The following is a 26,042-nucleotide window of genomic DNA, read 5'->3' on the forward strand; positions in this document are numbered from 1 at the left end:
CGCAACCGTTGACCCGTTGCGATTTATGAATCTAGATTAGATTCAAAATTCTGACCAGCCCCGGAGCGCGACGTGAAGATCTTCAACGGATTAGCCGGACTCGCAGCCGCGGCAGGCGTGTCGCTCGGCACCACCGACTGGGTCGAGGTGGACCAGGAGCGCATCGACCAATTCGCCGACGCCACGGGGGACCACCAGTGGATCCATGTGGACGCCGGGCGCGCGGCCCAGGGGCCCTTCGGTTCCACCATCGCGCACGGCCTGCTCACGCTGTCCCTGCTGCCGGTGTTCCTGCACCGGCTCTACCAGGTCGAGGGGGTGAGCATGGCCGTGAACTACGGGCTCGACAAGGTGCGCTTCCCCGCCCCGGTGCCTGTCGGTGCCAAGCTGCGGGCCACCTCGACGATCACCGAGGTCACACCGCTCGACGGCGCGGTCCAGCTGAAGCTGTCGACGGTCATCGAGATCGAGGGCGGCGCGAAGCCGGCTTGCGTCGTGGAGTCCGTCGTACGGTATCTCGGCTGATGGGCGGGCTGGTGGCGGGCCGGTCCGCGATCGTCACGGGCGCCGGCCAGGGGATCGGTCTGGCAATCGCCCGGCTGCTGCACGAGCACGGCGCACGGGTGACCGTGGCCGACGTGGACGCCGGACGCGCGGAGCGGGCCGCAGCCGACATCGGCGGTGACGACCCGGCTTCCGTACTGGCTCTCGGCTGTGACGTCACGGACGAGACGGCGGTCGAGAACATGGTGGGGCGGGCCGTCGAGCGGTTCGGCGCGTTGGACGTACTGGTGAACAACGCGGGGATCACCCGTGACGCCTCGCTGAGAAAGATGACCGCGGAGGACTTCGACGCCGTGATCGGCGTGCACCTCAGGGGGACCTGGCTCGGCGTCCGGGCGGCCGCGGCGGTGATGCGCGAGGCCAAAAGCGGCTCGATCGTGAACATCTCCTCGCTGTCCGGGAAGTCCGGCAACCCCGGCCAGACCAACTACAGCGCGGCCAAGGCGGGGATCGTCGGCATGACGAAGGCGGCGGCCAAGGAACTCGCCCATCACGGGGTGCGGGTCAACGCGGTGCAGCCCGGCCTGATCCGCACCGCCATGACCGAGGCGATGCCGCCGGAAGTCTTCGCGGCCCGCGAGGCCGACGTGCCCATGAGGCGGGCGGGACGGCCCGAGGAGGTCGCAGGGGCCGTCCTCTTTCTCGCGAGTGAGCTGTCCAGCTACACGACCGGCGCGGTTCTAGAGGTGGGGGGCGGGCGGTCGATATGAGTACCCAGGTCACCCAGTTGGTGCGCACGCGCGTGGAGGGTGCGGTCGGCCACGTCCTGCTCGATCGCCCCGAGATGATGAACGCGATCACGGTCGAACTCGGCGCACAGCTGGAGCGCGCCCTGACGGAGGTGGCGTCAGCGGCACGGGTCGTCCTGATCCGGGGCGCGGGAGGCAATTTCTGCGCCGGCGGCGACTTCAAGGAGCTGCAGCGGCTGCGGGCCGGCGGACCGGAGGCGATGGCGCCGCTGTTCGACAACTTCGGCCGGGCCTGCGCCCTCATCGCGACCCTGCCGGTCCCCGTGGTGGCTGTGGTCGAGGGGTACGCCATGGCCGGCGGTTTCGAACTGATGCAGTCCTGCGACATCGCTCTGGTGCGCGAGGACGCCCGGATCTCCGACACGCATGCCAACTTCGGCCAGGTACCGGGCGGCGGCGGCACCCAGCGGCTGCCCCGCCTCGTGGGCCGTCAGCGGGCCCTGGCCCACATCCTCACCGGGGACCGCCTGTCCGGCGCGGAGGCCGTGGCCTGGGGGCTGGCGTACCGGTGCCTGCCGGGCAACGGGTTCGAGGAGGCGGTCGCCGCGTTCGCCGAACGGCTCGGTGGTATGGACCCCCGGGCGCTCGGCACCGCGAAGCGATTGGTGTACGAGGGGCTGCGGCTGCCGCTGGCGGACGGCCTCGCCCTGGAGCGGGCCGCGGTGCTCGACCACCTGGGCGGGGCGGCGGCCGGTGCCGGAATCGAGAGCTTCACGGCGAGAGGTGAGTGAGATGACGGACAAACTGATCGACTCCGGGCCTGTGCTCCTGGACCTGGACACGGACGGAGTCGCACGGCTGCGGCTCAACCGCCCGGAGGCGTCCAACGGCATGGACGTGCCCTTCCTGCGCGCACTGCACGCGGCCGTCATGCGCTGCCACGCGGAGGACGCGGCGCGCGTGGTGCTGATCACCGGAGAGGGTCGCAACTTCTGCGCGGGCGGCGATGTCCACACCTTCGCCGACCGGGGGGAGAAACTCCCGGAGTACCTGCGGGAGGCCACCTTCTGGCTGCAGATCACCACCTCGGCGCTGCTCCAGCTGCGTGCCCCGGTCGTCGCCGCGGTGCACGGCTTCGCGGCCGGAGGCGGTGGCTTCGGGCTGGTGTGCGCGGCGGACTTCGTCATCGCCGCGGAGTCGGCGCGGTTCATGTCGGGCGCGGTCCGGGTCGGAATGGCCCCGGACGCCGGCGTCTCGGTGACGTTGACCCGGCTCGTGGGTCTGCGCAAGGCCATGGAGATCCTGCTGACCAACCCCACCCTGACCGCCGCCGAGGCGCTGGACGCGGGGCTGCTCACCCGGGTCGTGCCGGACGACCGGCTGCTCGACGAGGCCCTCGCGTTCGCCGGCGGCCTCGCCGCGGGGGCGCCCCTGGCGCTGGCGGCGACCAAGCGGCTGGTGTGGGGCGGGGTGGGCGCCGGCGTCGAGGAGCGACTGGCCGAGGAGGCCCGTACGGTCGCCGAACTGTCGGGCACGGCGGATTCCAGGGAGGGGCTGGCGGCGGTCATCGAGCGCAGGCCCCCGGTCTTCACGGGACGGTGACAGGGGATGAGACGCCATGACTGAGCAACACAGCGGCGAGGACATCGTGCTGGCCGAGGACCACGGCACCGTCCGCGTACTGACCCTGAACAGGCCCAGGAAGCGCAACGCGATCGACCTCGCGCTGCGGGTGGTGCTCGCGGAGATGCTGGAGTCCGCGATGGCCGACGACACCGTACGGGCGATCGTGCTGACCGGCAGCGCCGGCACCTTCTGTTCGGGCGGGGACATCTCCACGATGCGCCGGCAGAGCCCCGAGGAGACCCGCCCCAGGGCCGAGGCGGCCCAGCGGGTGATCCGGGCCATCTGGGACGGGCCCACCCCGGTGGTGGCAGCCGTCGAGGGTTTCGCGTACGGCGCGGGGGCGGCGCTCGCGCTGGCCTGCGACCGGGTGGTCGCCGCGACCGACGCGTCGTTCAGCACGGCGTTCACCGGCGTCGGCCTCGCCGGTGACATGGGGATCACCGTTTCCCTGCCGGCCAGGACCGGTCCGGCCGCCGCTCGGCAGCTGCTCCTGCTGCCCCGCCCGGTCCAGGGCCCGGACACGCTCACCCTCGGCCTCGCCGACGTACTGACCGAGCCCGGGGCCGCGTTGGACCGGGCGCTCGCCGACGCCGAACGCATCGCCGAGGGCCCGCCCCTCGCGCTCTCCGCTCTGCGGGCGATGCTCGGCGTCCGCGCCGGGAGCGATCCGCTCGCGGCACTCGACCACGAGGTCGAGCACCAGATCCGGCTCTTCGACTCGGCGGACTTCGCCGAAGGCGTCGCCGCTTTCCGCGAACGGCGTCGCCCCGAGTTCAAGGGATGCTGAACATGACAGAACCACTGGTGTCCTCACTGTGGCCGAGGGACGACAGTGTGCCGCTGGTCGACCACACCGTCGGTTCCCTGCTGGCGGAACGGGCCGTGACCCACGCCGGCGCCACGGCCCTGGCAGGTGTCGCGCACGGCGGTGGTGCGGAACGCCGGCTGACCTACGGGCAGTTGTCCATCGAGGCCCGGCGGGTGGCCGCCGCCCTGCTGAGGCTGGCCGGGCCGGGGGAGTTCGTCGCCCTGTGGGCGCCGAACGTCGTCGAGTGGCCGATCGTCCAGTACGGCGCGGCGCTGGCTGGAGTGACCCTGGTCGCCCTCAACCCCGTACTGCGGCCCGAGGAACTCGTCCATGCCCTCAACCACTCCGGAGCCGTCGCGCTGCTGCACGCGGACGTCAGCCGCGACTACGACCTCGCGGCCGTCGCCGCGACCGTCCGGCCCCGGTGCCCCGGGCTGCGGCACGTGGTCTCCCTCGCCGAACACGACCGGTGGAACGCCGAGCCGCGGGATCTGCCGGACGCGGCTGTCCAGGACCCCGGTGCACCGGTGATGCTCCAGTACACCTCGGGCACCACCGGCCTGCCCAAGGGTGTGCTGCTGACCCATCGGTCTCTGGTCAACGTCGCGCGACTGAATCTGGAGACGGTTCAGGCCGAGCCGGGAGCGGTGCACGTCAGCCCGCTGCCGATGTTCCACACGGCCGGGTGTGTGGTCGCCACCCTCGGCACCCTGTGGCTGGGAGGCTGCCTCGTACTGGTCGAGCGGTTCCGGCCCGGCCCCGTACTGGACTCGATGCGCGAGGAGCGGGCCTCCCTCCTGTTCTGCGTGCCCGCCATGCTGTCCGCCCTGAACGAGACCGCCCGGGAGACGGGTGGTCCGGCCCCCGCCCTGCGCAAGGTCCTCGTGGGCGGCGCCAATGTGCCCGCCCCCCTGATCGAGGCGACCCGGGAACTGTTCGGCGCCCGCGTGCACAACCTGTACGGCCAGACGGAACTGGGCCCCACCCTGACCGCCACCCGGGTCACGGACGACGACACGGACGTCAGGGACACCGTGGGGCGGCCGCTGCCGCAGGTGGAGTGCAAGATCGTCCACCCGGTGACCGGCCAGGTGCAGCCGCTCGGTACGCCGGGTGAGATCTGCGCCCGCGGCTACCAGCAGATGATCGGGTACCTGCACGATCCGGAGGCGACCGCGCGCACGGTCGACGCCGAGGGCTGGGTGCACACCGGTGATCTCGGCGCCATGGACGCGCGCGGGGTGATCACCATCACCGGACGGCTGAAGGACCTGATCATCCGCGGTGGCGAGAACATCGCGCCGGCCGAGATAGAGACCTGCCTGCTGGGGCACGAGGCCGTGCTGGAGGCAGCCGTGGTGGCCCTGCCGGACGAGAGGTGGGGCGAGGCCGTGGCAGCGGTCGTACGTCTTCGAGGACAGGTGCACGACGGCCTGCACGATGCCCTGGTCGAGCACTGCCGCGGCCGCCTGGCCAAGTACAAGGTCCCGCAGTACTGGTACGTCGCCGACGAGATGCCGGTCACTCCGGCCGGCAAGGTGCGCAAGTTCAAGCTCCGTGAGGCCGCCGCCGCGGGGATCCTGCGCCGACTGGGGTGAGTCCCGTGAACCGGTGGTTGCCTACCTCCGCCCCCGTCATTTAATCTAACGTCAATTAGAAAAAGGAGGGAGGTGTTTCGTGACATCGGAAATCGAGCGGCGCCGCGAGCACCTGAGTGCCCGGTTCCAGCGTTGGACCCCACGCACCCTCGACGACTGGCTCGACCACTGCGCCGCGCGGTACGGAGACCGCCCCTTCGTCATCACGGACGAGCGGACCATCGGCTATGCCGAGACGGCCGAGTGGGCCGCCCGCCTCGCGGACGGTCTTGCCGCGCTCGGTGTGCGCCCCGGCGACCGGGTGGGGCTGCTGATGGCGAACTTCCTGGAGTTCGCCCCGCTGAAGTTCGCCGTCGCCCGGACCGGTGCCGTGGCGATCCCGTTCAACTACCTCTACCGCCAGGAGGAACTGGCCTACGTCCTGGCCCAGTCCGAGTGCTCCGTCCTGATCTCCATGACCGCGTTCGGCGACCTCGACTACCAGACCATGCTCGACGCCGTCGCACCCGGCTGGGACGCCGGCGCGGCGACCGCGCTGCCTCATCTGCGGCAGGTCGTCCTGCTGCCCACCGAGGGTACCGAGCCGCGCGACGGCGTGCCGACCGTGGCCTCGCTCGCGGACTTGGGCGACCGCCACCGAGGGGGGTGCCCCGCCGGAGCTGCCCGGCCGGACGAGATCGGGGACCTGCTCTACACCTCCGGCACCACCGGCTCGCCCAAGGGCGTCCTCGTCACCCATGACTCCGTGCTGCGGACCGCCTACGCCTCGGCCTTGACCCGGGAGTTCCAGGACGGCCGGAGGATCCTGTTCTCGCTGCCCTGCTACCACATGTTCGGCTACGTCGAGGGGATGCTCGCCGCGATGACGGTGGGCGGCGCGATCGTCCCGCAGACCGCCTTCGACCCGGTCCGTTATCTCGCCGGGATCCAGCGCCACCGCGCCACCGACATCCTCTGCGTGCCCACGATGACCGTGGCCCTGCTGGAACACCCCGCACGCATGGACCACGACCTCTCCTCGCTCACCGCGCTACTGTCCGGCGCGGCCCCGGCCCCGGTCTGGCTCTGGAAGCGGGTGCGTGCGGAACTCGGCGTGGAGGAGATCACCACGGGATACGGCATGACCGAGTGCGGCGGAGCGATGACGCTCACCCTTCCCGAAGATCCGCTGGAGCGGCACTCCGGCACCGTCGGCAGACCCAAGTTGGCCGGTCCGGCCGGACCGCCCGACGGCACGCTCGCCACGTACAAGGCGATCGACCCGCTCACCGGCGAGGACCTTCCTCCCGGAGCCGAGGGCGAACTGGTCTCCCGGGGCCCGACGCACATGCGGGGCTTCTGGAAGAAACCCGAGGAGACCGCGAAGGCACTGCGCGACGGCTGGGTGCACTCCGGCGACCTGGGCCGGGTCCGGGACGACGGATACCTCGAAGTCACCGGCCGCACAAAGGAGTTGTACAAGAGCGACGGCGAACTCGTCATGCCCAAGGAGATCGAGGACCTGCTCACCGCCCACCCCGCGATCAGCCAGGTCTACCTGGTGGGCGTACCCGACGAACGATGGGGCGACGCCGGCTGCGCCTGTGTGGTCCGTGCTCCCCGCGCGGACCTCTCCGCCGCGGATGTCGTCGCGCTGTGCAAGCAGCGGCTCGCGCGGTTCAAGGTCCCCAAGCACGTGCTGTTCCTGGACGCCGCCGAACTGCCCACCACACCGACCGGCAAGGTGCAGAAGTTCCGGCTGGCGCAGTACGCCCAGAAGCGAATCGAGGATGGCGAAGCATGACGGCCACGCTGCCAAAGACGGCACACCAGCAGACGGCACACGAGCAGACGGACAAGTACGCACGGCTGATCCAGCCGACCAGGGTGCACGGATCGCTCTACACCGATCCGGAGATCTTCGCCGAGGAACTGGAGCGCATCTGGTACCGCACCTGGGTCTACGTCGGGCATGTCAGCGAGGTCCCCCAACCGGGCGACTACGTACGCAAGAACATCGGTCCGCAGGACGTCGTCATGACCCGGGACCGCGACGGCGAGGTGCACCTGCTGCTCAACCGCTGCGCCCACCGCGGCAACCTGGTGTGCGACGCGCCGAGCGGCAACTCCAACTCCTTCCGCTGCCCCTACCACGGCTGGACCTACCGCAACAACGGCGACCTGCTGGGCTACCCCTACAACAAGGGCTACGGCGGCAAGGGCAAGCTCGCCCTCGGCCTCGGCCGGCTCCCCAGGGTCGCCTCTTACCGGGGCTTCGTCTTCGGCAGCTTCGCATCCGACGGCCCGACGCTCACCGAACACCTCGGCGCCGCCGCCGGAGAACTGGACCGTCTCGCACGGCTCTCCCCGGAGGGCGAGGTCGAACTCACCGCCGGCTGGCTCAAACACCGCACGCGCGCCAACTGGAAGCTCCTCGCGGAGAACGAGACCGACGGCTACCACCCGCAGTTCGTGCACGGCTCCATCTTCAGCGTCACCGGCAGCCCGATCGGCGCCCTGTACAGCGACAACTCCACGGCCGTGACCCGCGACCTGGGCGGCGGCCACAGCGAGAACGACCTGCGCCCGGAGTTCCGCCGTTTCGGCGAGCCGATGCGCTGGTTCGGCACCACCGAGGATCGGGTGCCCCAGTACGTGGCGCGCATGAGGGAAGTCCACGGCCCCGCCGCCGAGGAGATCCTCGTCGAGGGGTCCCCGCACGTGATGATCTTCCCCAACCTCTTCATCGCCGAGATCCAGCTCTTCGTCATCCAGCCGCTGGCGGCCGGCGAGTGCGTCCAGCACGCCACCGCCATCCAGCTCAAGGGCGCCCCCGAACTCAACCGGCGCATGGTGTCGCAGTGCGTCGGCTCGGTCGGGCCGGCCGGGATGCTGCTCGCCGACGACACCGAGATGTACGAGCGCAACCAGCGCGGCGTCGCCCTGCGCGAGCCGGAATGGGTCGACATCCGGCGCGGAGTGGACCGCGAACGCACCGACGACAACGGCTTCCGTATCGGCACCGCGACCGACGAGACGGGCATGCGGGGCTTCTGGTCGCACTACCGGAACCTGATGGAGGCGGAGAAGTGACCGCACCGGCCACCACTGACGACACCGCACTCGACCTGCGCCAGGTGGAGCAGTTCCTGTACCGCGAGGCCCGTTACGCGGACGAGCACGACTACGACGCGTGGGAGGCGCTGTGGACCGACGACGCCCTCTACTGGGTGCCCGCGGGTGCCCCGGACGGTGACCCCGTACAGCAGATGTCGGTGATCAGCGACAACCGCAGTCGTATCGCCACCCGGCTGGGGCAGCTCAGGACCGGCAAGCGGTACGCCCAGTCGCCCCCCTCCCACCTGCGCCGGATCGTCTCCAACGTGGAGATCCTCGACGACGACGACGGTCCGGGCCGGGAGCCCGGAGACCTGACCGTCGGCGCCAACTTCGTGCTGGTCGAGTCCCGCGAGCGCGGCAAGGAGATATGGGCGGGGCGTACCACGTACCGGCTGCGTCTCGTCGAGGGGCGGCTGCGGCTGGCGTACAAGAAGGTCGTCCTGGTCGACCACGACCGAGCGCTGCCGACTCTGTCCTTCCTGATCTGAGGGCGGCGCCGATGAACGAGAACGAGATCGTGGGCAGCGAGTTCGCCGAGGTCGCGGTGAGCGTGGACACCACCGCCAACGGTCCCCGGCTCCGGCTGGAGGACCGGCGCACCGGGCGGGTCAGACACCTGGACGCGCTCGAACTGGAAGCCCTGGTGTGGCTCCCCGACGGACACCTGTCCAGACTGCTCGACCCCTCGGCGGACCGCTGGCGCGAAGACGCCGGCAGCTGACGGGCCGGCACATGGATGTCATCGCACCCGACGAACTCGACCTGTCCCGGTACGTCCGGGCGGGCGACACCGTTGCCTGGGGCCAGGCGTGCGCCGAGCCGCGGACCCTGACCGAGCGGCTGATGCGTCAGCGCGCCGGGATCGGGCCCTTCAGATGCTTCCTCGGGATCCCGGCCACCGACACCGTGCGGCCGGACCACACGGACATGGTCTCCTTCGTCTCCTACACCGGCAGCGGCGGCAACCGGGCCCTGCACCGGGCGGGGAAGCTCGACGTGCTCCCCGCCCCCTACTCCAGCCTCCCCGGTCTGCTCACCACGGGCTCCGTCCGCGCCGACGTGGTGCTTCTCCAGCTCCCTCCGGCGGACGAGCACGGCCGCCACAGCCCGGGGCTGGCCGACGACTACCTGAGCGCGGCCCTGCACACCGCGCGGGTGGTGATCGCCGAGGTCAACGACCAGGTCCCGCAGACCTGTGGCTCCCGCACGCTGGGTGCCTGCGACCTCGACGTCGTGATCCACACGTCCCGCCCGCCCGCCGAAGTCCGGCCCGCCGCGTCCGACGCCGTCACTGCACAAGTGGCGGCCCGCGTGGCCGGCCTGGTGGAGGACGGGGTCACGCTCCAGTTCGGCGTCGGCGGGCTTCCGGAGGCCGTGCTCGGGCTGCTGACGGACCGCCGTGACCTGGGCATCCACTCCGGCCTGATCAACGACGCGGCCATGGACCTGATCGAGACGGGAGTGGTGACGGGCGCCCGCAAGACACTCGACCGGGGCCGCTCGGTCGGCGGCCTGCTGATGGGCACCCGGCGGCTGTTCCGCTACGCCCACCACAACCCCGCGATCCAGCTGCGCGACACCGCCTACACCCACGACCCGCGGACGCTGGCTGCCCAGCACCGGCTGGTCGCCATCAACTCGGCCATCGAGGTGGACCTCAGCGGCCAGGTCAACTCCGAGCTGGCCAGGGGGAGTTACGTCGGCGCGGTCGGCGGCGCCGGCGACTTCCTGCGCGGAGCCGCCCAGTCACCCGGCGGCCTGCCCGTCATCGCCCTGCCCTCCACCGCCGGTACCGCCAGCCGCATCGTGGCCCGCCTGTCCGGCCCGGTCAGCACCTCCCGCAGCGACGCGGGACTCTTCGTCACCGAGTACGGCGTGGCCGACCTGCGCGGACAGCCGCTGAGCGTACGCCGTGAACGCATGCTCGCCATCGCCCACCCCGACCACCGAGCGGCGCTCGAAGCCGCGCTCGAAGAGCAAGGAGCCCCGGCATGACAGCCCTGCGCCGCGCCGCGATCGTCACACCGCTGCGCACCCCCGTCGGCACCTTCGGCGGCACCCTGCGCCCCGTACCCGCGCACGACCTGGCCGCCACCGTCATCAAGGCCGTGGTCGAGCGCTCCGGTGTCGACCCGCACCGTATCGACGATGTCGTCTTCGCCCAGTCGTACGCCAACTCCGAGGCCCCGTGCATCGGCCGCTGGGCCGCCCTCCAAGCCGGTCTGCCGGTTGAGGTGCCCGGCTTCCAGCTCGACCGGCGCTGCGGCGGCGGACTCCAGGCCGTGGTCACCGCCGCGATGACGGTCCAGACCGGAGCCGCCGACGTGGTCCTGGCGGGCGGCGCGGAGAGCATGAGCAACATCGAGCACTACTCCCCGGACGTCCGGTGGGGCAGCCGCTCCGGCACCGTACAGCTCTACGACCGCCTCGACCGGGGGAGGGAACGCTCGCAGCCGCAGGAGCGGTTCGGCCCGATCAGCGGAATGATCGAGACGGCCGAGAACCTCGCCGAGCGCTACGCCATCACCCGCGAGGAGGCCGACGCGTACGCGGCCCGCAGTCACCGGCGGGCCGCCGAAGCGCGGGACGCCGGACGCTTCGCCGACGAGATCGTGCCGGTCGACCTCCCTCGCCGGCGACCCGGTGACCCCCTGTCGTGCTACCGAGACGAGGGCATCCGCCCCGGCACCACCGAAGAGATCCTCGCCGGACTGCGTCCGTTGACGCCCGACGGCACCGTCACCGCGGGCAACTCCAGCCAGCAGAACGACGCCGCCGCGGCCTGTCTCGTGGTCGCCGAGGACAAGCTCGGCGAACTCGGCCTGGAACCCATGGGTTTCCTGCGCGGCTGGGCGGCCGCCGGCTGCGAGCCCTCGGTCATGGGCATCGGCCCGGTGCCGGCGGTCGCCAAACTGTTCGCCCGGACCGGGCTGGGCTTCGACGACCTCGACCTCGTCGAGCTGAACGAGGCGTTCGCCTGCCAGGTGCTCGCCGTCGTGAAGGAGTGGGGATTCAAGTACGACGAGGACGACGACCGGCTCAACGTCAACGGCTCCGGCATCTCACTCGGCCACCCCATCGCCGCCACAGGGGTACGCGTCCTCGCGACCATGCTGCACGAACTGCGGCGCCGCGGCGGCCGGTACGCCCTCGAGACCATGTGCATCGGGGGCGGCCAGGGCATGGCCGCGATCTTCGAGGCGGCGTGACCACCATGACGACCACCATGACCCGCAGCCCCTACGGCATCGTCTCCTACGCCACCTACCTTCCCCGGCACCGCGTCATGCGTGACGAACTGGGCACCGCCCTCGGTGTCCGCGCGGGCCGCGGCGCCCGTGTCGCCGCCTCCTTCGACGAGGACAGCACCACCATGGGCGTCGAAGCCGCCCGCCGTCTGCGGCCCGCCCCGCCCGCACCGGCGTCGCTGTACTTCGCGACCACCTCTCCCGCCTACCTCGACAAGACCAACGCCTGCGCCCTGCACGCCGCACTCGGCCTGCCGCGCGACACCTTCGCGGCGGACCTGGCAGGCTCCGCGCGCTCCGGGATCGCCGCGCTGCGCGCCGCCGGGCTCGACGGCGGTCTCGCCGTACTGTCCGACGTCCGCACCGGGCGCCCCGGCTCGGCCGACGAGCGGGACGGGGGAGACGGCGCGGCGGCCTTCCTCTTCGGCGCGGCGGACGCGGCGGTCGCCGAGATCCTCGCCCACACCTCGGCCACCGCCGAGTTCCTCGACCGCTGGCGCTCCCCGGGGAGCCCGTCCGGCGAGCAGTGGGAGGAACGGTTCGGCCTGGAACGCTACCTGCCGCTGATCGAGGACACCGGACAGCGCGCTCTGAAAGCCGCCGGCACCGGACAGCCCGACCACGTGCTGCTCGTCTCGCCGAACGCGGCCGTCCGCAAGCGCGCCCCCAAGGTCTTCCCCGCACGTCTGTCGGCGAGCGGCTCACCCCTCGGGTATTCCGGCGCGGCCGACGCCGGGCTCGCCCTGGCCGATGTCCTCGACCGCGCCGGCGCCGACGAGACCATCCTGCTGCTCTCCGCCGCCGACGGCTGCGACGCCCTCCTGCTGCGGACCACCGACCGCCTCCCCTCGGCCAGGCAACACGCCCCCCTCGCCCGGCAACTCGCCGAGGGCCGGCCCGTCCCGTACCCGACGTATCTGACCTGGCGCGGATGGCTGGAACGGGAGCCGCCGCGCAGGCCCGAGCCGGACCGGCCGGCAGGACCGCCGTCGGCACGCGGGGAGGGGTGGAAGTTCGGGTTCACCGGAAGCCGCTGCGAGAGCTGCGGCTTCGTCCACCTGCCGCCCGCCCGAGTGTGCAAGGACTGTGGCGCGGTGGACGCGATGGCGGCCGTGCCGCTGGCCGGGACGACCGGCACGGTGGCGACGTACACCGTCGACCGGCTCGCCCACTCGCCCTCGCCCCCGCTGATCGACGCGGTGGTCGACTTCGACGGCGGCGGGCGCTGCACGCTGGAGATCGCCGACACGGTGGCCGACGAACTCGACGTGGGCGTACGGGTCGAGCCGGTCTTCCGGCGGCTGCACACCGCGGGCGGCGTGCACAACTACTTCTGGAAGGCCCGCACGACGGCCGGTACGACGGCTCGTGCGACGGCCGGTACGAAGGCCTCCGCCGCGGCGGACACGAGCGAGCGGGAGGGCACGGCATGAGCAGCAACGGGATCCGCGACAAGGTCGCGGTGGTCGGCATGGGGTGCACCTCCTTCGGCGAGCACTGGGAGCGTTCGGCGGACGACCTGCTCCTCGACGCGACCCGGGAGTGCTTCGCGGGGACCCCGGCCCTGGCGGCCGAGGACGTGGACGCCTACTGGCTGGGCACTCTCGGCTCCGGGCAGTCCGGCCTCACGCTCAGCCGCCCGCTGGCCTTGGATCACAAGCCCGTCACCCGGGTGGAGAACTACTGCGCCACCGGATCGGAGGCCTTCCGCAACGCCTGCTACGCGGTCGCCTCCGGGGCGTACGACCGGGTGATGGCCGTCGGCGTGGAGAAACTGAAGGACTCCGGCTTCTCCGGGCTGCTGCGCTCCGACCCGCCGGGCGACGGCACGGCGCCCGAGCTGTCACTGACCGCGCCGGCCGCCTTCTCCCTGCTCGATCCGGCGTACTGCGCGCGGTACGGGGTGGATCCGGTCGCGATGCGGGAGGCGATGACGCACGTCGCGTGGAAGAACCACGCCAACGGCGCCCGCAACCCCAAGGCCCAGTTCCGCTCCGTGGTCGCCAAGGAGACGATCGAGCGGGCGCCGCTGGTGGCCGGACGGCTCGGGGTCTTCGACTGCTCCGGGGTCTCCGACGGCGCCGCCTGCGCACTGATCGTCCGGGCCGAGGACGCCCTGCGCTACACGGACCGGCCGATGTACGTGAAGGGTCTGTCGCTGGTCGCGGGGGCCGTCAGGGGAGCCATGGACCCCGGCTACGACTACACCACCTTCCCGGAGGTGGTCCACGCCGCCGCCGACGCCTACCGGCAGGCAGGCGTCACCGACCCGGGCACGCAGATATCGCTCGCCGAGGTGCACGACTGCTTCACCCCGACCGAGGTGGTGCTGATGGAGGACCTGGGGTTCGCCGAGCGCGGCCAGGCGTGGAAGGACGTCCTGGACGGGGCCTTCGAGTTGGACGGCCGGCTGCCCGTGAACCCCGACGGCGGGCTGAAGTCCTTCGGTCATCCCGTCGGGGCGAGCGGCCTGCGGATGCTGTACGAGTGCTGGCTGCAGTTCCGCGGTGAAGCGGGCGAGCGCCAGCTGACGGATCCGCGTCTCGGCCTCACCCACAACCTGGGCGGGCGGCCGGGCGGATGCGTCTCGTTCGTCTCGGTCGTGGGTCCCGACCCGGGGTGACCGGTCCCGCCCGGCGGAAGGGGCGTTGACCCGGAGTCAGAATCTTATTTATATTAGATTCAAAACTGGAGGCTGTGAGCGTGCGACACGATGAGAAAGAGGCGGTGGCGGCCGAGCTCTACCGGGCACTGGCCCACGGAGACCGCGAGCGGCTCGACCGGATCCTGCATCCCGAGTTCGAGGGCCGGACCACCGAGGGACTCCCGTTGGGCCTGGGCGGGACGTACACCGGAAGCGACGCCATGCGCCGCGGGTTCTGGGGCCGGATCGCCAGGAGCTACGACGCCCGGGCGGAACCCGCCGGTTTCCGCCACCTCGAAGACGGCGACCTGCTGGTCACCGGCCGGTACGTGGGCGAGGCGAGACAAGGCGGCGGCAAGCTCGACGCGGAGTTCTCCCACCTCCTGAGCTTCGAGGGTGAGCGGATCACCGGCCTCGTCCAACTGACGGACAGCGCACGCTGGTCCGAGGCCCTGGGGACCGACCGGGCCCTGTCGACCGTGAACCTCCGCGTCACCGATGGACTCGCCGAGCTCCGGCTCGACCGCCCGCACGTCCGCAACGCCCTCGACCAGGCCATGGCCGACGACCTGTACGAGGTCGCCCAGCGCCTGGCCGCCGATCCGGACGTGCGGGCGGTACTGATCACGGGTGACGGTCCCGCCTTCACCGTGGGCGGCGACATCGCCGTCTTCGCGGACAGCGCCGGCGCCGGACTGCCCGGCACGTTGCGCAGGATGATCTCGCCGTACCACGAGGCGCTTCGTCTGCTCAGCAGGCTCGACGCGCCGATCGTGTGCGCCGCGCACGGCGCGGTCGCGGGCGGCGGGCTGGGGCTGCTGTACTGCGCCGACATCGTGCTGGCCGCCGAGGGCACCAAGTTCGCCTCCGGGTTCACGTCGCTCGGGCTGTCCGGTGACGGTGGCAACTCCTGGTTCCTGCCGAGGCTCGTGGGACCCCGCCGGGCAGCCGAGTTCTACTTCGAACAACGGGTGCTCGACGCTCACGAGGCCGTCGAATGGGGCCTGGCGACGCGCGTGCTGCCGGCCGGTGAACTGGCCGAAGAGGCCCTCGCGGTCGCCCGGCGACTGGCCGACGGTCCCACCCGCGCCCATGGCGAGATCCGCCGCCTGCTGCGCGAAACCTGGTCGGCCACGCTGGCCGAGCAGTTGGCGGCCGAGGCGGACGCGATCGCCCGCACCGCCCGGACATCGGACGCCTCGGCGGCCGTCGCCGCCTTCATCGACAAGCGCAAGCCCACGTTTCAGGGACGGTAGCGATGACAGCACTGATCACGGACAGCGACGAGCATCGGCTGATCCGGGAGAGCACCGCCAAGATCGCCGCCCGCTACGGGCACGCGTACTACAGCGAACGTGCCCGGACGGGCGCGGGCGTGGAGGAGCTGTGGAGCGAACTGGGGGAGGCCGGGCTGCTGGGCGTCCACCTTCCCGAGGAGTACGGGGGCGGGGGTGCGGGACTCGCCGAACTCGTCGTGGTCCTTGAGGAGTTGTCGGCCCATGGCATGCCGCTCCTCAGCAGCGTCATCTCACCCGCCATCTGCGGCTCGATCCTCGCGGCCCACGCCTCGCCGGAGATGAAGCGGGCCTGGCTGCCGGACATCGCCACGGGTCGCCGGAGGATGGCGTTCGCCATCACCGAGCCGGACGCCGGATCCAACAGCCACGCCATCACCACCACCGCGCGCTCCGACGGCGAGGGTTGGCGCATCTCGGGCTCCAAGTACTTCATATCCGCCCTGGACGAGGCGGACGCCGTGCTCGTCGTCACCCGGGACGGCGATCTCGCTCCCTCGGCGTCCGGACGCAGCCCGCTGTCCCTGTTCGTTGTTCCCCTCGACTCGCCCGGCCTGCAGTTCCAGCCCATCGAGACCGAACTGGTCTGCCCGGACAAACAGTTCACCCTGTTCTTCGACGACGTCCGGGTGACCGGCGACGCCCTGATCGGAGAGCGCGGCAAGGGCCTGCGGCAGGTCTTCGCCGGCCTCAACCCCGAGCGCATCACCGCCTCGGCGCTCAGCAACGGCATCGGCCGCTACGCGGTGGGCAAGGCCCGCGACTACGCCCGCGAACGCACGGTGTGGTCCGCTCCGATCGGAGCTCATCAGGGCATCTCCCACCCCCTCGCCGAAGCGCACATCGGGGTCGAGCTCGCCCGGCTCGCCACAGCCCGCAGCGCGGAGCTGTTCGACGCCGGACAGGACGCCGCGGCAGCGGCCAACATCGCGAAGTTCACCGCCGCCGAAGCCTCTCTCAAGGCCCTCGACCAGGCGATCCAGACCCATGGCGGCAACGGCCTGTCCCGCGAGTACGGCCTGGCCGACCTGTGGTTCGTCGCCCGGATGCTGCGCACCGCCCCGGTCAGCCGGGAGATGGTGCTCAACTTCGTGGCCCAGCACAGCCTCGGCCTGCCGAACTCGTACTGATCCCCCATCCGAGCAACGAGGAGTACCCCCATGGCAGGAGTACAGGACCGGGTCGTCGTGGTGACCGGCGCGGGCGGCGGGCTGGGGCGCGAGTACGCGCTGCTGTTGGCCCGGCACGGCGCCCGCGTCGTCGTCAACGACCTCGGTGGCGCGCGGGACGGCACCGGATCGGGCAACGCGATGGCCGACGCCGTCGTCGCCGAGATCCGCGCCGAAGGCGGCCAGGCGGTCGCCAGTTACGACAGCGTGGCCACCGAGGAGGGCGCCACCGGCGTGATCGGCACCGCCCTGCGGGAGTACGGGGCCGTGCACGGCGTGGTCAACAACGCGGGCATCCTGCGGGACGCCTCCTTCGCGAAGATGACGGTGGACCAGTGGGAGGCCGTGCAGCGCGTGCACCTCTTCGGCGGGTACCACGTCACCCGCGCCGCCTGGCCGCACTTCCGCGAGCAGGGACACGGCCGGGTGGTCATGGCCACCTCCACCTCCGGGCTGTACGGCAACTTCGGACAGGCCAACTACGGCGCCGCCAAGCTCGGCCTGGTCGGCCTGGTCAACACGCTCGCGGTCGAGGGGCGCAAGTACAACATCCTCGCCAACGCGGTCGCACCGCTGGCCAGGACCCGGATGAGTGAGGACGCCGCCCCCGCCGAGCTCCTGGAGCGGCTGCCGGCCGAGTTCGTGGCACCCGTCGTCGCCCATCTGCTGACCGACGAATGCACCGACACCGGCACGGTGCTGATCGCCGGCGGCGACCGCGTCCAGCGGGTCGCGTACTTCGCCTCCAAGGGGGTGACCTTCGCCGGCACCCCGAGCCTCCAGGACGTCGCCGACCGCTGGTCCGACATCACCGACATGGACGGCTCCGCCGTCGGCACCAATCCGTTGGCCTGAGCCCGGAAACCTGAGCCCGGAAAGGAGACAGCCTTCGTGACATCCTTCGACGCCCTCGTCATCGGCGCCGGCGCGGGCGGCCTGTTCACGGCCGCCCGCCTGACCCACCACGGTTACCGCACCCTCGTGGTGGAACGCCTCGACCGTGTGGGCGGGCGCGCCTCCACCCACGACATCGACGGCTTCAAGGTCAACAACGGGGCCATCGTCATCGAGGTGGGCGGCATCACCGAGCAGACCTTCCAGGAGGTCGGCGCCAAGTTCGACGTCCGCCGGGCCAACCCGCCCATCCTGTACCGCATCCGCGGCAAGGACATCGACGTGACCGGCGGCGGCTGGGGCATGCTGCTGTCCAAGCTCACCCGCCAGGGCGCCAAGCTCCTCGGCGGCCTCGGTGCCGCCCGCGAGGACAGCGGCCTGCCCGACGCCGAACTGTCCACCGCCGACTGGATCCGCCGCTACACCAAGAACGAATCCGTGCACGGTGTCTTCCGCAACATGTGCGGATCGGTCTTCGCGGTGAGTTCCGAGGAACTGCCCGCCCGCGTCTTCCTCACCTACTTCACCCGCAAGAGCGCCTTCAAGAAGTTCGGTCTCTGCCCCGACGGCACCATCGGGATCTGGCGCGCGCTCGCCGACGTGGTCACCGCCGGCGGCGGTGAGGTCTGGCTGGACAGCGAGGTGCGCAGACTGACGGTGGACGCAGGCCGGGTCACCGGCGCCGTCGTCGCCCGCGACGGCCAGGACACCGAGGTCGCCTGCCGGTTCGCGGTCAGCGACATCGGGCCGGCCGCCACCGTGACACTCGCCGGCGAGGAGCACTTCTCCGAGGAGTACCTGACCTCGGTACGGCGCGGCGACCGGCCCTGCGCGATGATCTCGGTCAACTTCGCCAGCCGGGAGCGCCTGGTCGAGGCCCCGGGCCTCCTCAGTTTCGCCAGTACCCGCCGCATGTGCTACGTCGCCAACTTCACCGCGACCTGCCCGGAGATGGCGCCGGAGGGCTGGCACCTCTACGTGGGTACGGCCGTCCCGCAGCCGGCTGTCGGCGACTTCGACGAGGCGGCCGAGACCGAGCTGCTCATGGCCGATCTCCGTGACCAGATCCCAGGTTTCGATCGCGCCAGGATCCTGTCCACCGTCGTCACCCGCGACGGCTGGCCTCCGCAACGTGCCGTGGCGGGCTTCGACCTTCCGAACACCACTCCCGTCCCCAACCTCTGGAACGTCGGCGACGCGGTCAAGGAGTACGCCAACGGCGGCACCACGGCCTGCGCGGAGACCGCGAAGCTCGTCGTCGAACAGATCCTGCGACACCACCCGGTCGGCGTCGCGGCCGAGCCGACCGGAGCCCCGAGGGAGCACTGATGAAGATCACCGTTGACCGTTCCAAGTGCACGGGTCTGGGTATCTGCGAGTCCCTGGCACCCGACGTGTTCGAAGTGAACGACGAGGGCGAACTCGTGCTGAAGACGCAGACCGTCCCCCCGGGGACCCTTTCCGACGTCGAGGAAGCCATCGCGGGCTGCCCGACAGAGGCCCTCCGGCTGGAGCCCTGATGGGGACCCGCCGACTGGTCGTCGTCGGCGCGTCCCTGGCCGGGCTCCGGGCGGTCGAGGCCGCACGCAAAGGCGGCTTCGAGGGGCGGATCACCCTCGTCGGGGCCGAGCCGCACCTCCCGTACGACCGACCGCCGCTCTCCAAGCAGTTCCTCGACGCGAACGGTGCGGACGGGGCACCGCCGACCTTCCGCACCGAGGAGGTGCTCCGCACCGACCTCGGCGCGGAACTCCTGCTCGGCGCCCCCGCCACGGGCCTGGACACCGCGGCCCGCACGGTCGTCGTCGGCGAGCGGCCCATCGGCTACGACGCCCTGGTCATCGCCACCGGCGCGACCGCGCGCCGGCTGCCCGGCACCGAGGGCCTGGCAGGCGTTCACACGCTGCGCACCCTGGACGACGCGGCCGCCGTCCGACGGGCCCTCGACGCCGGGGCGCGGACCGTGGTGATCGGCGCCGGTTTCATCGGCGCCGAGACCGCGGCCGCCGCCAGGAAACGCGGGCTGGACGTCGTCGTGGTCGAGGCCCAGGCGACGCCGCTGGTACGTGCTGTCGGCCGGACCATGGGAGGCGCTCTCGCATCCCTGCACCGGCGCCACGGCACCGATCTGCGGTGCGGGCTGAGCGTCACCGCGCTGGAAGGGGAGGGCCGGGTCGAAAGGGTCCGGCTCTCCGACGGGAGCGTGCTCGACGCCGACCTGGTCGTCGTCGGCACCGGTGCGGTACCCGCCACCGACTGGCTGGAGGGTTCCGGCCTGACCCTGGACGACGGCGTGGTCTGCGACGAGACACTCTGCACCGGAGCCGAAAACGTGTATGCGGCGGGCGATGTCGCCCGCTGGCACAACCCCGTCTTCGACCGGTCCATGCGCCTGGAGCACTGGACCAGCGCGGCCGAACAGGGGGCCCTCGCCGCCCGCAACGCCCTGAACCCCGGGGCGGCGAAGGGCTACGCGACAGTGCCGTACTTCTGGTCCGACCAGTACGACACCCGTATCCAGTTCGTCGGCGTCCCCGAAGCGGAGGAGATCGCCGTGGCCGACGGCGACATCGAGCGCGACCACCAGGGCGTCGCCCTGTACCGCGCGGGTGACCGGCTGGTGGGGGCCCTGGCCGTCAACAGGCCCACCGAGATCATGAAATACCGGCGACTCGTCGCCCGAGGCGCTTCGTGGGAGGAAGGCCTCGCGTTCGCCCGGTCGCGGAGCAGGTCCCGGCAGACCGCCGACGTATGAGAGGGAAGAAGATGGCAGACGGCCCGCTCGCGGGATGCAGGGTGCTGGAACTCGCCGGCATCGGCCCGGGCCCGTTCGCGGGCATGACCCTGGCGGACCTGGGTGCCGAGGTGGTCCGGGTCGACCGCCCAGGCGGCAGCGGGCTGTTCGCGGGCTTCGAGCACGTGGACGTCCTCAACCGGGGGAAGAAGTCGGTGCTGCTCGACCTGAAGCGACCGGACGCCGTGCGGGCCGTACTGGACATGGCGGCCCGGGCCGACGTCCTCATCGAGGGTTACCGCCCCGGAGTCGCCGAGCGGCTCGGCCTCGGCCCCGACGACTGCCTCGCCAGCAACCCGCGCCTGGTCTACGGCCGTATGACCGGCTGGGGCCAGGACGGGCCGCTGGCCCGACTGGCCGGGCACGACATCGGATACATCGCCCTGACGGGCGCCCTGCACGCCGTCGGCAGCGCCGGCGGCCCGCCGCAGATCCCGCTCAATCTCGTCGGCGACTTCGGTGGCGGCGGGACGTACCTCGTCATCGGAGTCCTGGCCGCCCTGCGTGAGGCCGAGCGCACCGGCCGGGGGCAGATCGTGGACGCCGCCATCGTGGACGGCACGGCCCATCTGCTCGCCGGCACCCACATGCTGCTGGCGACCGGAACCTGGCAGGACGAGCGCGGCGTGAACCTCCTGGACGGCGGAGCGCCGTTCTACGCGGTGTACGAGACCTCCGACGGCCGTCACATGGCGGTCGGCGCCCTGGAACCGAAGTTCTACGCGGAACTGCTGGCCGTTCTCGGACTCGACGAGGACCCCGCCGCCCAACACGACCGCACCGGTTGGCCGCGGCTGCGCGAGCGCCTCGCGGCGGCCTTCGCGAGCCGTACCCAGGACGAATGGGCCAAGGCGTTCTCCGCGTCGGACGCGTGCGTGGCGCCGGTACTGAGTCTGCGCGAGGCGTCGGACCACCCGCACATCAGGGCCCGCGGCACACTGGTGGAACGCGACGGCGTCCTCCAGCCGGCGCCCGCACCCCGCTTCTCGGCGACGCCCACCGCTCTCGGATCGCCCCCGCCGGTGCCGGGCCGGCACACCGCCGACGTCCTCGAGTCGTGGGACGTCGAGGACGCCGAGGGCTTGCTGTCGTCGGGCGCCGCCGTGCAGGCCTGACTTTTCGTCACATGGCTGCGGCAGCCGCCTGGTCGAGCACGGTCGTCAGATCCCAGTAGTCCCGGTGACTGACCAGCTTGCCGTCCGCCCCGAAGGCACACGCGGCGATCCCGGGAACACTGAACCTGGCACCGGTCGGCTCGATCACCCTCCCGGATCGAAGACGCAGAGGCCCGCTGAAGGAGCCGCTCCAATCCCACTCGGCGTACAGGCGGCCGTCCGCCGAGCGGGTCTCTCCGAACTCGATCACCGAGTCCGCGGCGAACCTGAGCATGAAGCGATGGAACCGCCTGATGTCCTCGTGTCCCTTGTACGTGGCGTCCATGGCGACATCGGTGTACGTGCCCTCTGCGGCGAAGGACCCGACGAAGTCGTCGGCATCGTTGGTCCAGGCCCGCGCATAGGCTTCCGCGAAGGCAGGATCGGACGGATGGGGTGTGGCCATGTCGACTCCTTCGGCGTGTCCGGTCCGGGTAGGGGCCGACAGGCTACCCTAATCTAGATTAGATTACATTTCGAGGCCGGGAAGGCCCTTGAAGGCCTCTGTATGTACCTCTCAGGCTGTTCAGCCCGCCGACGTGGCCGCCCGCCGGCCCCGGGAACCCCGGGACGGCCGCGCGTCGCCCTGCTCCTGCGCGGTAGGCACTTCCAGGCCGTGCCGTACCAGGGATTTCGCGGTGCGTACCACGACGTCCAGCGAGCCCTGGCGGGGATTCCACCACTCGTTCGCCCAGTTCAGGGCGCCCAGGACCAGCATGCGCGCGGCCCGGGGTTCGAGGTCGGCGCGGAGTTCACCCGCCTTCTGGGCGTCGTGAAGGAGCGTGCGCCAGATGTCTCCGTACTTGCGCTCCTCGGCGAGCTGCCGGGTGCGGATGTCCTCGGGGACCTGGCCCGCGTTGCGGATCGCGGCGGTGGCGAAGTCGGAGATGGCCAGCTGGAAGCGCAGGTGTTCCTCCACGGCGGTGTCGATGCGGTCCATGGGGGTGGTGTCCGGCGGGAGCGCTTCGAGCGCCTCCGTCACATGCTCTCGCAGGCGGGCCACACCGACCCACATGACCTCTTCGATCAGTACTTCTCGGGAAGAGAAGTAGTAGTAGATGGCGGGAGCCTGGATCTCCGCCTGCTCCGCCACGTCACTGAGCCGTGTTCCGGCGTAGCCCTTGCGGCTGAGGACGTGGGCCGCCGCGTCCAGGATGCGTTCGCGCGTGCGCGCCGACTTGGAGTCGGACGGATCGGCCGGCGGCTTACCCGCGGATTTTCTAGGCACGGGTCAACTATAGGTCGTCGACCAGCCGCCGGACGGCCTCCACGGTGCCGGCCGGGTCCGGCCCCACCGGGTCCAGGTTGAGGGTCGTCACGCCGGCCTCCCGGTACGCGTGGATCCGTTCCGCCACCAGACCCGGCGGACCGATCAGCGTGGTCCGGGCCAGCCACTCCCGGGGGACCGCGGCCTCGGCCTCCTTCTTCCTGCCGTCCAGATAGAGGTCCTGGATGAGCTCGGCCTCGGCCTCGAAGCCGTATCGGCGGGCCAGGTCGTTGTAGAAGTTCTTGTCGCGGGAGCCCATACCGCCGATGTACCGGGCGGCCGTCGGCCGTTCCAGGTCGAGCAGGTCGTCGACCGGGAGGTTCTCCCCGACGGCGACCGGGCCGCCGGCGACGATGTCGAGCGGCGGCAGTTCGGGGGAGCGGCGTGCGGTTCCCGCGGCGAGCGCGGGCCCGAAGACCTCCGCCGCCTTGTCCGGCATGAAGAACAACGGAAGCCAGCCGTCCGCCACTTCGGCCGTCGCGGTCACCGAACGTTCCATCAGGGAGGCCCAGTAGACGGGGATGTCGGCGCGGTAGGGATGGTTGATCAGCCGCAGCGGTTTGCCGAGCCCGGTCCCGCGGTCGGCGGGCAGGGGCAGTTGGTAGACCCTGCCGTCGTGGGTGAGGGGTTCCTGGCGCCGCCACGTCTTCCGGCAGATCTCGATCGTCTCGGTGATCCGCCGCATCGGCCGGTCGAACGGCACACCGTGGAAGCCTTCGACGACCTGCGGCCCGGAAGCGCCGAGACCGAGGGAGAAACGGCCCCGGGAGAGGCTGTCCGCGGCGGCGGCACTCATGGCCAGGAGGGTGGGGGTGCGACTGAAGACGTTGACGATGCCGGTGCCGATCCGGATCCGTTCGGTCGTCGCGGCGAGATAGCCGACGAGCGTCATGGCGTCGAAACCGTAGGCCTCCGGGACCCACACCAGGTCCAGGCCCGCGGACTCCAGGTCGCGCACCAAGCCGGCGGTGACCACCGGATCGCCGGTGTACCTGGACAGCAGCATCGAGAGTTTCACGTGGTCCTCCGGTCGGTCGTGGACTGCGGTGGTCGGTTCACGTCAGTCCGCCCCTGTCGACCAGCTGGGCGGCGATGACGTTGCGCTGGATCTCGTTGGTGCCCTCGCCGACGATCATCAGGGGGGCGTCGCGGAAGTAGCGCTCGACGTCGTACTCGGTGGAGTAGCCGTACCCCCCGTGGATCCGGACCGCGTCGAGCGCGATCTCCATGGCGGTCTCGGAGGCGAACAGCTTGGCCATGCCCGCCTCCATGTCGCACCGGTCCCCGGAGTCGTGGCGTTCCGCGGCGTACAGCACCAGCTGCCGTGCCGCGACGAGCTTCGTGGCCATGTCGGCGAGACGGTGGCCGACTGCCTGGTGCCGCCAGATCGGCTTGCCGAAGCTCTCGCGCTCCCGGGCGTAGCGCAGGGCGTCGTCGAGGGCCGCCTGACCGACGCCGAGTGCCCGCGCGGCGACCTGGATACGGCCCGTCTCGAGGCCCTTCATCATCTGTGCGAACCCGTGTCCTTCGACGCCGCCCAGGAGCGCGTCGCCCGGCGCCCGGTAGCCGTCGAAGGAGAGTTCGCAGCTCTCGACGCCCTTGTAGCCCAGCTTGGGCAGGTCGCGGGAGACGGTGAGGCCGGGGCCGTGCTCGACGAGCAGGATGCTGATGCCCTTGTGGCGGGGCGAGGCGTCGGGGTCCGTCTTGCACAGCAGCGCGATGAGTCCGGAGCGGCGGGCGTTGCTGATCCAGGTCTTGGCGCCGGAGACGACGTAGTCGCCGTCCGGCCGCCGACGGGCGACGGTGCCCATCGCCTGGAGATCGGAGCCGCCGCCCGGCTCGGTGAGCGCCATCGTGGCCCGTACTTCCCCCGTCGCCATCTTCGGCAGGTAGCGGTTCTTCTGTTCCTCGGTGCCGAAGGCGAGGAGGAGCTTGGCGACGACCGTGTGGCCGCCCATCGCCCCGGCCAGGCTCATCCAGCCGCGGGCCAGCTGCTCGGTCACGCCGACATAGCAGGGCGTGGACACCGGCGCCCCGCCGTAGGACTCCGGGACGGCCAGGCCGTAGATCCCGAGCGCCTTCATCTGCTCGATCAGTTTCTCGGGATACTCGTTGGCGTGCTCCAGCTCCCGCACCACGGGCCGCACATCCCGGTCGACGAACTCCCGGACGACATCGACGACGTCCTGTTCCTCCTCGGACAGGGTGGGCATACAGGTCTCCTCACTCGGCTACCGGACTCGCGTCGATCGATTATAGTCTAATTTAGATTAGATAATGAGAGGGGATGAGGTGACCGCGAACATTTCGGCGGGTGCGCTCAGAGCACGTCTGTCGGTACCCGGCTCGGACGAGCACAAGATGGCGAAGGCCCTCGCGTCAGAAGCGGACGAGATCGTGCTCGACCTCGAGGACGCGGTCGCGGCCACGGCCAAGGCGGACGCACGGGAACGCGTCACCGCCTGGCTGGCCCGTGCGCCGGAGGCCGGTCCGCGGATCGCGGTCCGGGTGAACGCGCCCCGGACGCCGTGGTGTCACGAGGACATCGTCGCGTGCGCGCAGCAGGGCACGCGGGTGTCCCTGGTGCTGCCCAAGGTCGAGTCGGCCGGTGACCTCGCCTTCGTGGACCGGCTGCTGGCGGGCGCGGAGGCAGCCGTCGGCCGCGTCGACCCGGTCCCCGTCCAGGCGCTGATCGAGACGGCGGCGGGACTGGCCAACCTGCGCGAGATCGTGACGGCGACGCCCCGTCTGACCACCCTGATCATCGGCTACGCCGACCTGGCCGCGTCGCTCGGGCGGGCCGCCGACGCGCCGGCGGAGACCTGGCTGCGCACGCAGGACGAGATCCTGACGGCGGCTCGCGGCGCGGGCCTCGCCGCCGTGGACGGTCCGTATCTCGGGGTGGCCGCCGACGAGGAGTTCGCCGGACAGGTGCGCCGTGCCGCGCGCCTCGGCTTCGACGGCAAATGGGTCATCCATCCACGCCAGGTCGCGCAGGTCAATGAGGCGTTCACCCCGTCGGCCGAGGAGGTGGCGAGGGCCCGGACGGTGCTGGCCGCGCTGGAGCGGGGGCACACGCGCGCCGAGGGCGCCGTCGTCCTGGACGGACACATGGTCGACGAGGCCGTGGCGGTCGCCGCACGCCGGATACTCGCCCGCGTGGGAAGGGCAACAGCGTGAGCGCCGCTCCTGA

Annotated in this window: 26 protein-coding genes; 22 read left to right on the forward strand and 4 right to left on the reverse strand. The window is 71.3% G+C overall.

Going from position 1 to position 26,042, the window contains the following annotated elements; all coding sequences use genetic code 11:
• Positions 1–72: 72 nt before the first annotated feature.
• The 21 genes from PUR53_RS38730 (at position 73) to PUR53_RS38830 (ending at position 21,543) form a co-directional block, all read left to right on the forward strand.
• Positions 73–525, forward strand: coding sequence for a MaoC family dehydratase (locus PUR53_RS38730; RefSeq protein WP_329896640.1), 453 nt, complete (start codon positions 73–75; stop codon positions 523–525).
• Positions 525–1,274, forward strand: coding sequence for a 3-oxoacyl-ACP reductase FabG (fabG, locus tag PUR53_RS38735; protein WP_329911469.1), 750 nt, complete (start codon positions 525–527; stop codon positions 1,272–1,274). Before PUR53_RS38730 ends, fabG begins: the two co-directional genes overlap by 1 nt.
• The gene (locus PUR53_RS38740; protein ID WP_329911470.1) at positions 1,271–2,044 is read left to right on the forward strand and encodes an enoyl-CoA hydratase/isomerase family protein; all 774 of its coding nucleotides are present in this window, start codon (positions 1,271–1,273) and stop codon (positions 2,042–2,044) included. The genes fabG and PUR53_RS38740 overlap by 4 nt, the downstream gene beginning before the upstream one ends.
• A gap of 1 nt (position 2,045) precedes the next feature.
• Positions 2,046–2,855, forward strand: a complete 810-nt coding sequence (locus PUR53_RS38745; protein ID WP_329911471.1) for an enoyl-CoA hydratase/isomerase family protein — start codon at positions 2,046–2,048, stop codon at positions 2,853–2,855.
• A gap of 16 nt (positions 2,856–2,871) precedes the next feature.
• Positions 2,872–3,666, forward strand: coding sequence for an enoyl-CoA hydratase/isomerase family protein (locus PUR53_RS38750; protein WP_329896636.1), 795 nt, complete (start codon positions 2,872–2,874; stop codon positions 3,664–3,666).
• A gap of 2 nt (positions 3,667–3,668) precedes the next feature.
• Positions 3,669–5,285, forward strand: a complete 1,617-nt coding sequence (locus PUR53_RS38755) for a class I adenylate-forming enzyme family protein (protein WP_329896635.1) — start codon at positions 3,669–3,671, stop codon at positions 5,283–5,285.
• Between the two features lie 79 nt (positions 5,286–5,364).
• Entirely contained in the window at positions 5,365–7,068 is a 1,704-nt protein-coding gene (locus PUR53_RS38760) for a class I adenylate-forming enzyme family protein (RefSeq protein WP_329911472.1), read from the forward strand.
• A complete protein-coding gene (locus PUR53_RS38765; RefSeq protein WP_329896633.1) occupies positions 7,065–8,357 on the forward strand; it encodes an aromatic ring-hydroxylating oxygenase subunit alpha in 1,293 nt (430 codons plus the stop codon). The genes PUR53_RS38760 and PUR53_RS38765 overlap by 4 nt, the downstream gene beginning before the upstream one ends.
• The gene (locus tag PUR53_RS38770; RefSeq protein WP_329911473.1) at positions 8,354–8,872 is read left to right on the forward strand and encodes an aromatic-ring-hydroxylating dioxygenase subunit beta; all 519 of its coding nucleotides are present in this window, start codon (positions 8,354–8,356) and stop codon (positions 8,870–8,872) included. Before PUR53_RS38765 ends, PUR53_RS38770 begins: the two co-directional genes overlap by 4 nt.
• 11 nt (positions 8,873–8,883) lie before the next feature.
• Positions 8,884–9,105: a hypothetical protein gene (locus PUR53_RS38775; protein ID WP_329896631.1), complete on the forward strand. Its 222-nt coding sequence runs from the start codon at positions 8,884–8,886 to the stop codon at positions 9,103–9,105.
• An 11-nt stretch (positions 9,106–9,116) separates the two neighbouring features.
• Positions 9,117–10,379 carry an acetyl-CoA hydrolase/transferase family protein gene (locus tag PUR53_RS38780; protein ID WP_329896630.1) on the forward strand — a complete coding sequence of 421 codons (1,263 nt, stop codon included), beginning with the start codon at positions 9,117–9,119 and terminating at the stop codon, positions 10,377–10,379.
• Positions 10,376–11,593 carry an acetyl-CoA C-acetyltransferase gene (locus PUR53_RS38785; protein ID WP_329911474.1) on the forward strand — a complete coding sequence of 406 codons (1,218 nt, stop codon included), beginning with the start codon at positions 10,376–10,378 and terminating at the stop codon, positions 11,591–11,593. Before PUR53_RS38780 ends, PUR53_RS38785 begins: the two co-directional genes overlap by 4 nt.
• Before the next feature lie 5 nt (positions 11,594–11,598).
• Entirely contained in the window at positions 11,599–13,065 is a 1,467-nt protein-coding gene (locus PUR53_RS38790) for an OB-fold domain-containing protein (protein WP_329911616.1), read from the forward strand.
• Positions 13,062–14,255: an acetyl-CoA acetyltransferase gene (locus PUR53_RS38795; RefSeq protein ID WP_329911475.1), complete on the forward strand. Its 1,194-nt coding sequence runs from the start codon at positions 13,062–13,064 to the stop codon at positions 14,253–14,255. The genes PUR53_RS38790 and PUR53_RS38795 overlap by 4 nt, the downstream gene beginning before the upstream one ends.
• 80 nt (positions 14,256–14,335) lie before the next feature.
• Positions 14,336–15,532: an enoyl-CoA hydratase-related protein gene (locus tag PUR53_RS38800; protein ID WP_329911476.1), complete on the forward strand. Its 1,197-nt coding sequence runs from the start codon at positions 14,336–14,338 to the stop codon at positions 15,530–15,532.
• Between the two features lie 2 nt (positions 15,533–15,534).
• Positions 15,535–16,701: an acyl-CoA dehydrogenase family protein gene (locus PUR53_RS38805; protein WP_329911477.1), complete on the forward strand. Its 1,167-nt coding sequence runs from the start codon at positions 15,535–15,537 to the stop codon at positions 16,699–16,701.
• A gap of 30 nt (positions 16,702–16,731) precedes the next feature.
• The gene (locus tag PUR53_RS38810) at positions 16,732–17,595 is read left to right on the forward strand and encodes an SDR family NAD(P)-dependent oxidoreductase (RefSeq protein WP_329911478.1); all 864 of its coding nucleotides are present in this window, start codon (positions 16,732–16,734) and stop codon (positions 17,593–17,595) included.
• Positions 17,596–17,631: 36 nt separating this feature from the next.
• Positions 17,632–18,963, forward strand: coding sequence for a phytoene desaturase family protein (locus tag PUR53_RS38815; RefSeq protein ID WP_329911479.1), 1,332 nt, complete (start codon positions 17,632–17,634; stop codon positions 18,961–18,963).
• On the forward strand, positions 18,963–19,154 hold the full coding sequence (locus PUR53_RS38820; protein ID WP_059210178.1) for a ferredoxin: 192 nt from the start codon (positions 18,963–18,965) through the stop codon (positions 19,152–19,154). Before PUR53_RS38815 ends, PUR53_RS38820 begins: the two co-directional genes overlap by 1 nt.
• Complete coding sequence (locus PUR53_RS38825) at positions 19,154–20,389, forward strand: NAD(P)/FAD-dependent oxidoreductase (RefSeq protein ID WP_329911480.1); 1,236 nt, start codon at positions 19,154–19,156, stop codon at positions 20,387–20,389. Before PUR53_RS38820 ends, PUR53_RS38825 begins: the two co-directional genes overlap by 1 nt.
• A gap of 11 nt (positions 20,390–20,400) precedes the next feature.
• The gene (locus PUR53_RS38830; protein WP_329896621.1) at positions 20,401–21,543 is read left to right on the forward strand and encodes a CaiB/BaiF CoA transferase family protein; all 1,143 of its coding nucleotides are present in this window, start codon (positions 20,401–20,403) and stop codon (positions 21,541–21,543) included.
• A 7-nt stretch (positions 21,544–21,550) separates the two neighbouring features.
• Here the strand turns inward: PUR53_RS38830 and PUR53_RS38835 are convergent, their stop codons facing one another.
• From PUR53_RS38835 to PUR53_RS38850, 4 genes are all read right to left on the reverse strand, one after another.
• Positions 21,551–21,988, reverse strand: a complete 438-nt coding sequence (locus PUR53_RS38835; protein ID WP_329896620.1) for a nuclear transport factor 2 family protein — start codon at positions 21,986–21,988, stop codon at positions 21,551–21,553.
• A gap of 120 nt (positions 21,989–22,108) precedes the next feature.
• Positions 22,109–22,810 carry a TetR/AcrR family transcriptional regulator gene (locus PUR53_RS38840; RefSeq protein WP_329896619.1) on the reverse strand — a complete coding sequence of 234 codons (702 nt, stop codon included), beginning with the start codon at positions 22,808–22,810 and terminating at the stop codon, positions 22,109–22,111.
• A gap of 7 nt (positions 22,811–22,817) precedes the next feature.
• Positions 22,818–23,867: an LLM class F420-dependent oxidoreductase gene (locus PUR53_RS38845; protein WP_329911481.1), complete on the reverse strand. Its 1,050-nt coding sequence runs from the start codon at positions 23,865–23,867 to the stop codon at positions 22,818–22,820.
• A gap of 37 nt (positions 23,868–23,904) precedes the next feature.
• Positions 23,905–25,062, reverse strand: coding sequence for an acyl-CoA dehydrogenase family protein (locus tag PUR53_RS38850; RefSeq protein ID WP_059210173.1), 1,158 nt, complete (start codon positions 25,060–25,062; stop codon positions 23,905–23,907).
• 79 nt (positions 25,063–25,141) lie between these two features.
• On the opposite strand from PUR53_RS38850, the gene PUR53_RS38855 reads away from it, so the two are divergent.
• Positions 25,142–26,029, forward strand: a complete 888-nt coding sequence (locus tag PUR53_RS38855) for an HpcH/HpaI aldolase/citrate lyase family protein (RefSeq protein WP_329911482.1) — start codon at positions 25,142–25,144, stop codon at positions 26,027–26,029.
• Positions 26,030–26,042 lie beyond the last annotated feature (13 nt).

The organism is Streptomyces sp. SP18BB07 (assembly GCF_036322545.1).
GTDB classification, from domain to species: Bacteria; Actinomycetota; Actinomycetes; order Streptomycetales; family Streptomycetaceae; genus Streptomyces; species Streptomyces deccanensis.

Excerpts from the sequence above, each read along its gene's own strand:
- PUR53_RS38835 (WP_329896620.1), bottom strand. The coding sequence starts at position 21,988 with ATGGCCACACCCCATCCGTCCGATCCTGCCTTCGCGGAAGCCTATGCG.
- PUR53_RS38850 (WP_059210173.1), bottom strand. The coding sequence starts at position 25,062 with ATGCCCACCCTGTCCGAGGAGGAACAGGACGTCGTCGATGTCGTCCGG.
- PUR53_RS38785 (WP_329911474.1), top strand. The coding sequence starts at position 10,376 with ATGACAGCCCTGCGCCGCGCCGCGATCGTCACACCGCTGCGCACCCCC.
- PUR53_RS38820 (WP_059210178.1), top strand. The coding sequence starts at position 18,963 with ATGAAGATCACCGTTGACCGTTCCAAGTGCACGGGTCTGGGTATCTGC.
- PUR53_RS38795 (WP_329911475.1), top strand. The coding sequence starts at position 13,062 with ATGAGCAGCAACGGGATCCGCGACAAGGTCGCGGTGGTCGGCATGGGG.
- PUR53_RS38790 (WP_329911616.1), top strand. The coding sequence starts at position 11,599 with ATGACGACCACCATGACCCGCAGCCCCTACGGCATCGTCTCCTACGCC.
- PUR53_RS38780 (WP_329896630.1), top strand. The coding sequence starts at position 9,117 with ATGGATGTCATCGCACCCGACGAACTCGACCTGTCCCGGTACGTCCGG.
- PUR53_RS38830 (WP_329896621.1), top strand. The coding sequence starts at position 20,401 with ATGGCAGACGGCCCGCTCGCGGGATGCAGGGTGCTGGAACTCGCCGGC.
- PUR53_RS38805 (WP_329911477.1), top strand. The coding sequence starts at position 15,535 with ATGACAGCACTGATCACGGACAGCGACGAGCATCGGCTGATCCGGGAG.
- PUR53_RS38810 (WP_329911478.1), top strand. The coding sequence starts at position 16,732 with ATGGCAGGAGTACAGGACCGGGTCGTCGTGGTGACCGGCGCGGGCGGC.
- PUR53_RS38825 (WP_329911480.1), top strand. The coding sequence starts at position 19,154 with ATGGGGACCCGCCGACTGGTCGTCGTCGGCGCGTCCCTGGCCGGGCTC.
- PUR53_RS38750 (WP_329896636.1), top strand. The coding sequence starts at position 2,872 with ATGACTGAGCAACACAGCGGCGAGGACATCGTGCTGGCCGAGGACCAC.
- PUR53_RS38745 (WP_329911471.1), top strand. The coding sequence starts at position 2,046 with ATGACGGACAAACTGATCGACTCCGGGCCTGTGCTCCTGGACCTGGAC.
- PUR53_RS38755 (WP_329896635.1), top strand. The coding sequence starts at position 3,669 with ATGACAGAACCACTGGTGTCCTCACTGTGGCCGAGGGACGACAGTGTG.
- PUR53_RS38765 (WP_329896633.1), top strand. The coding sequence starts at position 7,065 with ATGACGGCCACGCTGCCAAAGACGGCACACCAGCAGACGGCACACGAG.
- PUR53_RS38740 (WP_329911470.1), top strand. The coding sequence starts at position 1,271 with ATGAGTACCCAGGTCACCCAGTTGGTGCGCACGCGCGTGGAGGGTGCG.
- PUR53_RS38775 (WP_329896631.1), top strand. The coding sequence starts at position 8,884 with ATGAACGAGAACGAGATCGTGGGCAGCGAGTTCGCCGAGGTCGCGGTG.
- fabG (WP_329911469.1), top strand. The coding sequence starts at position 525 with ATGGGCGGGCTGGTGGCGGGCCGGTCCGCGATCGTCACGGGCGCCGGC.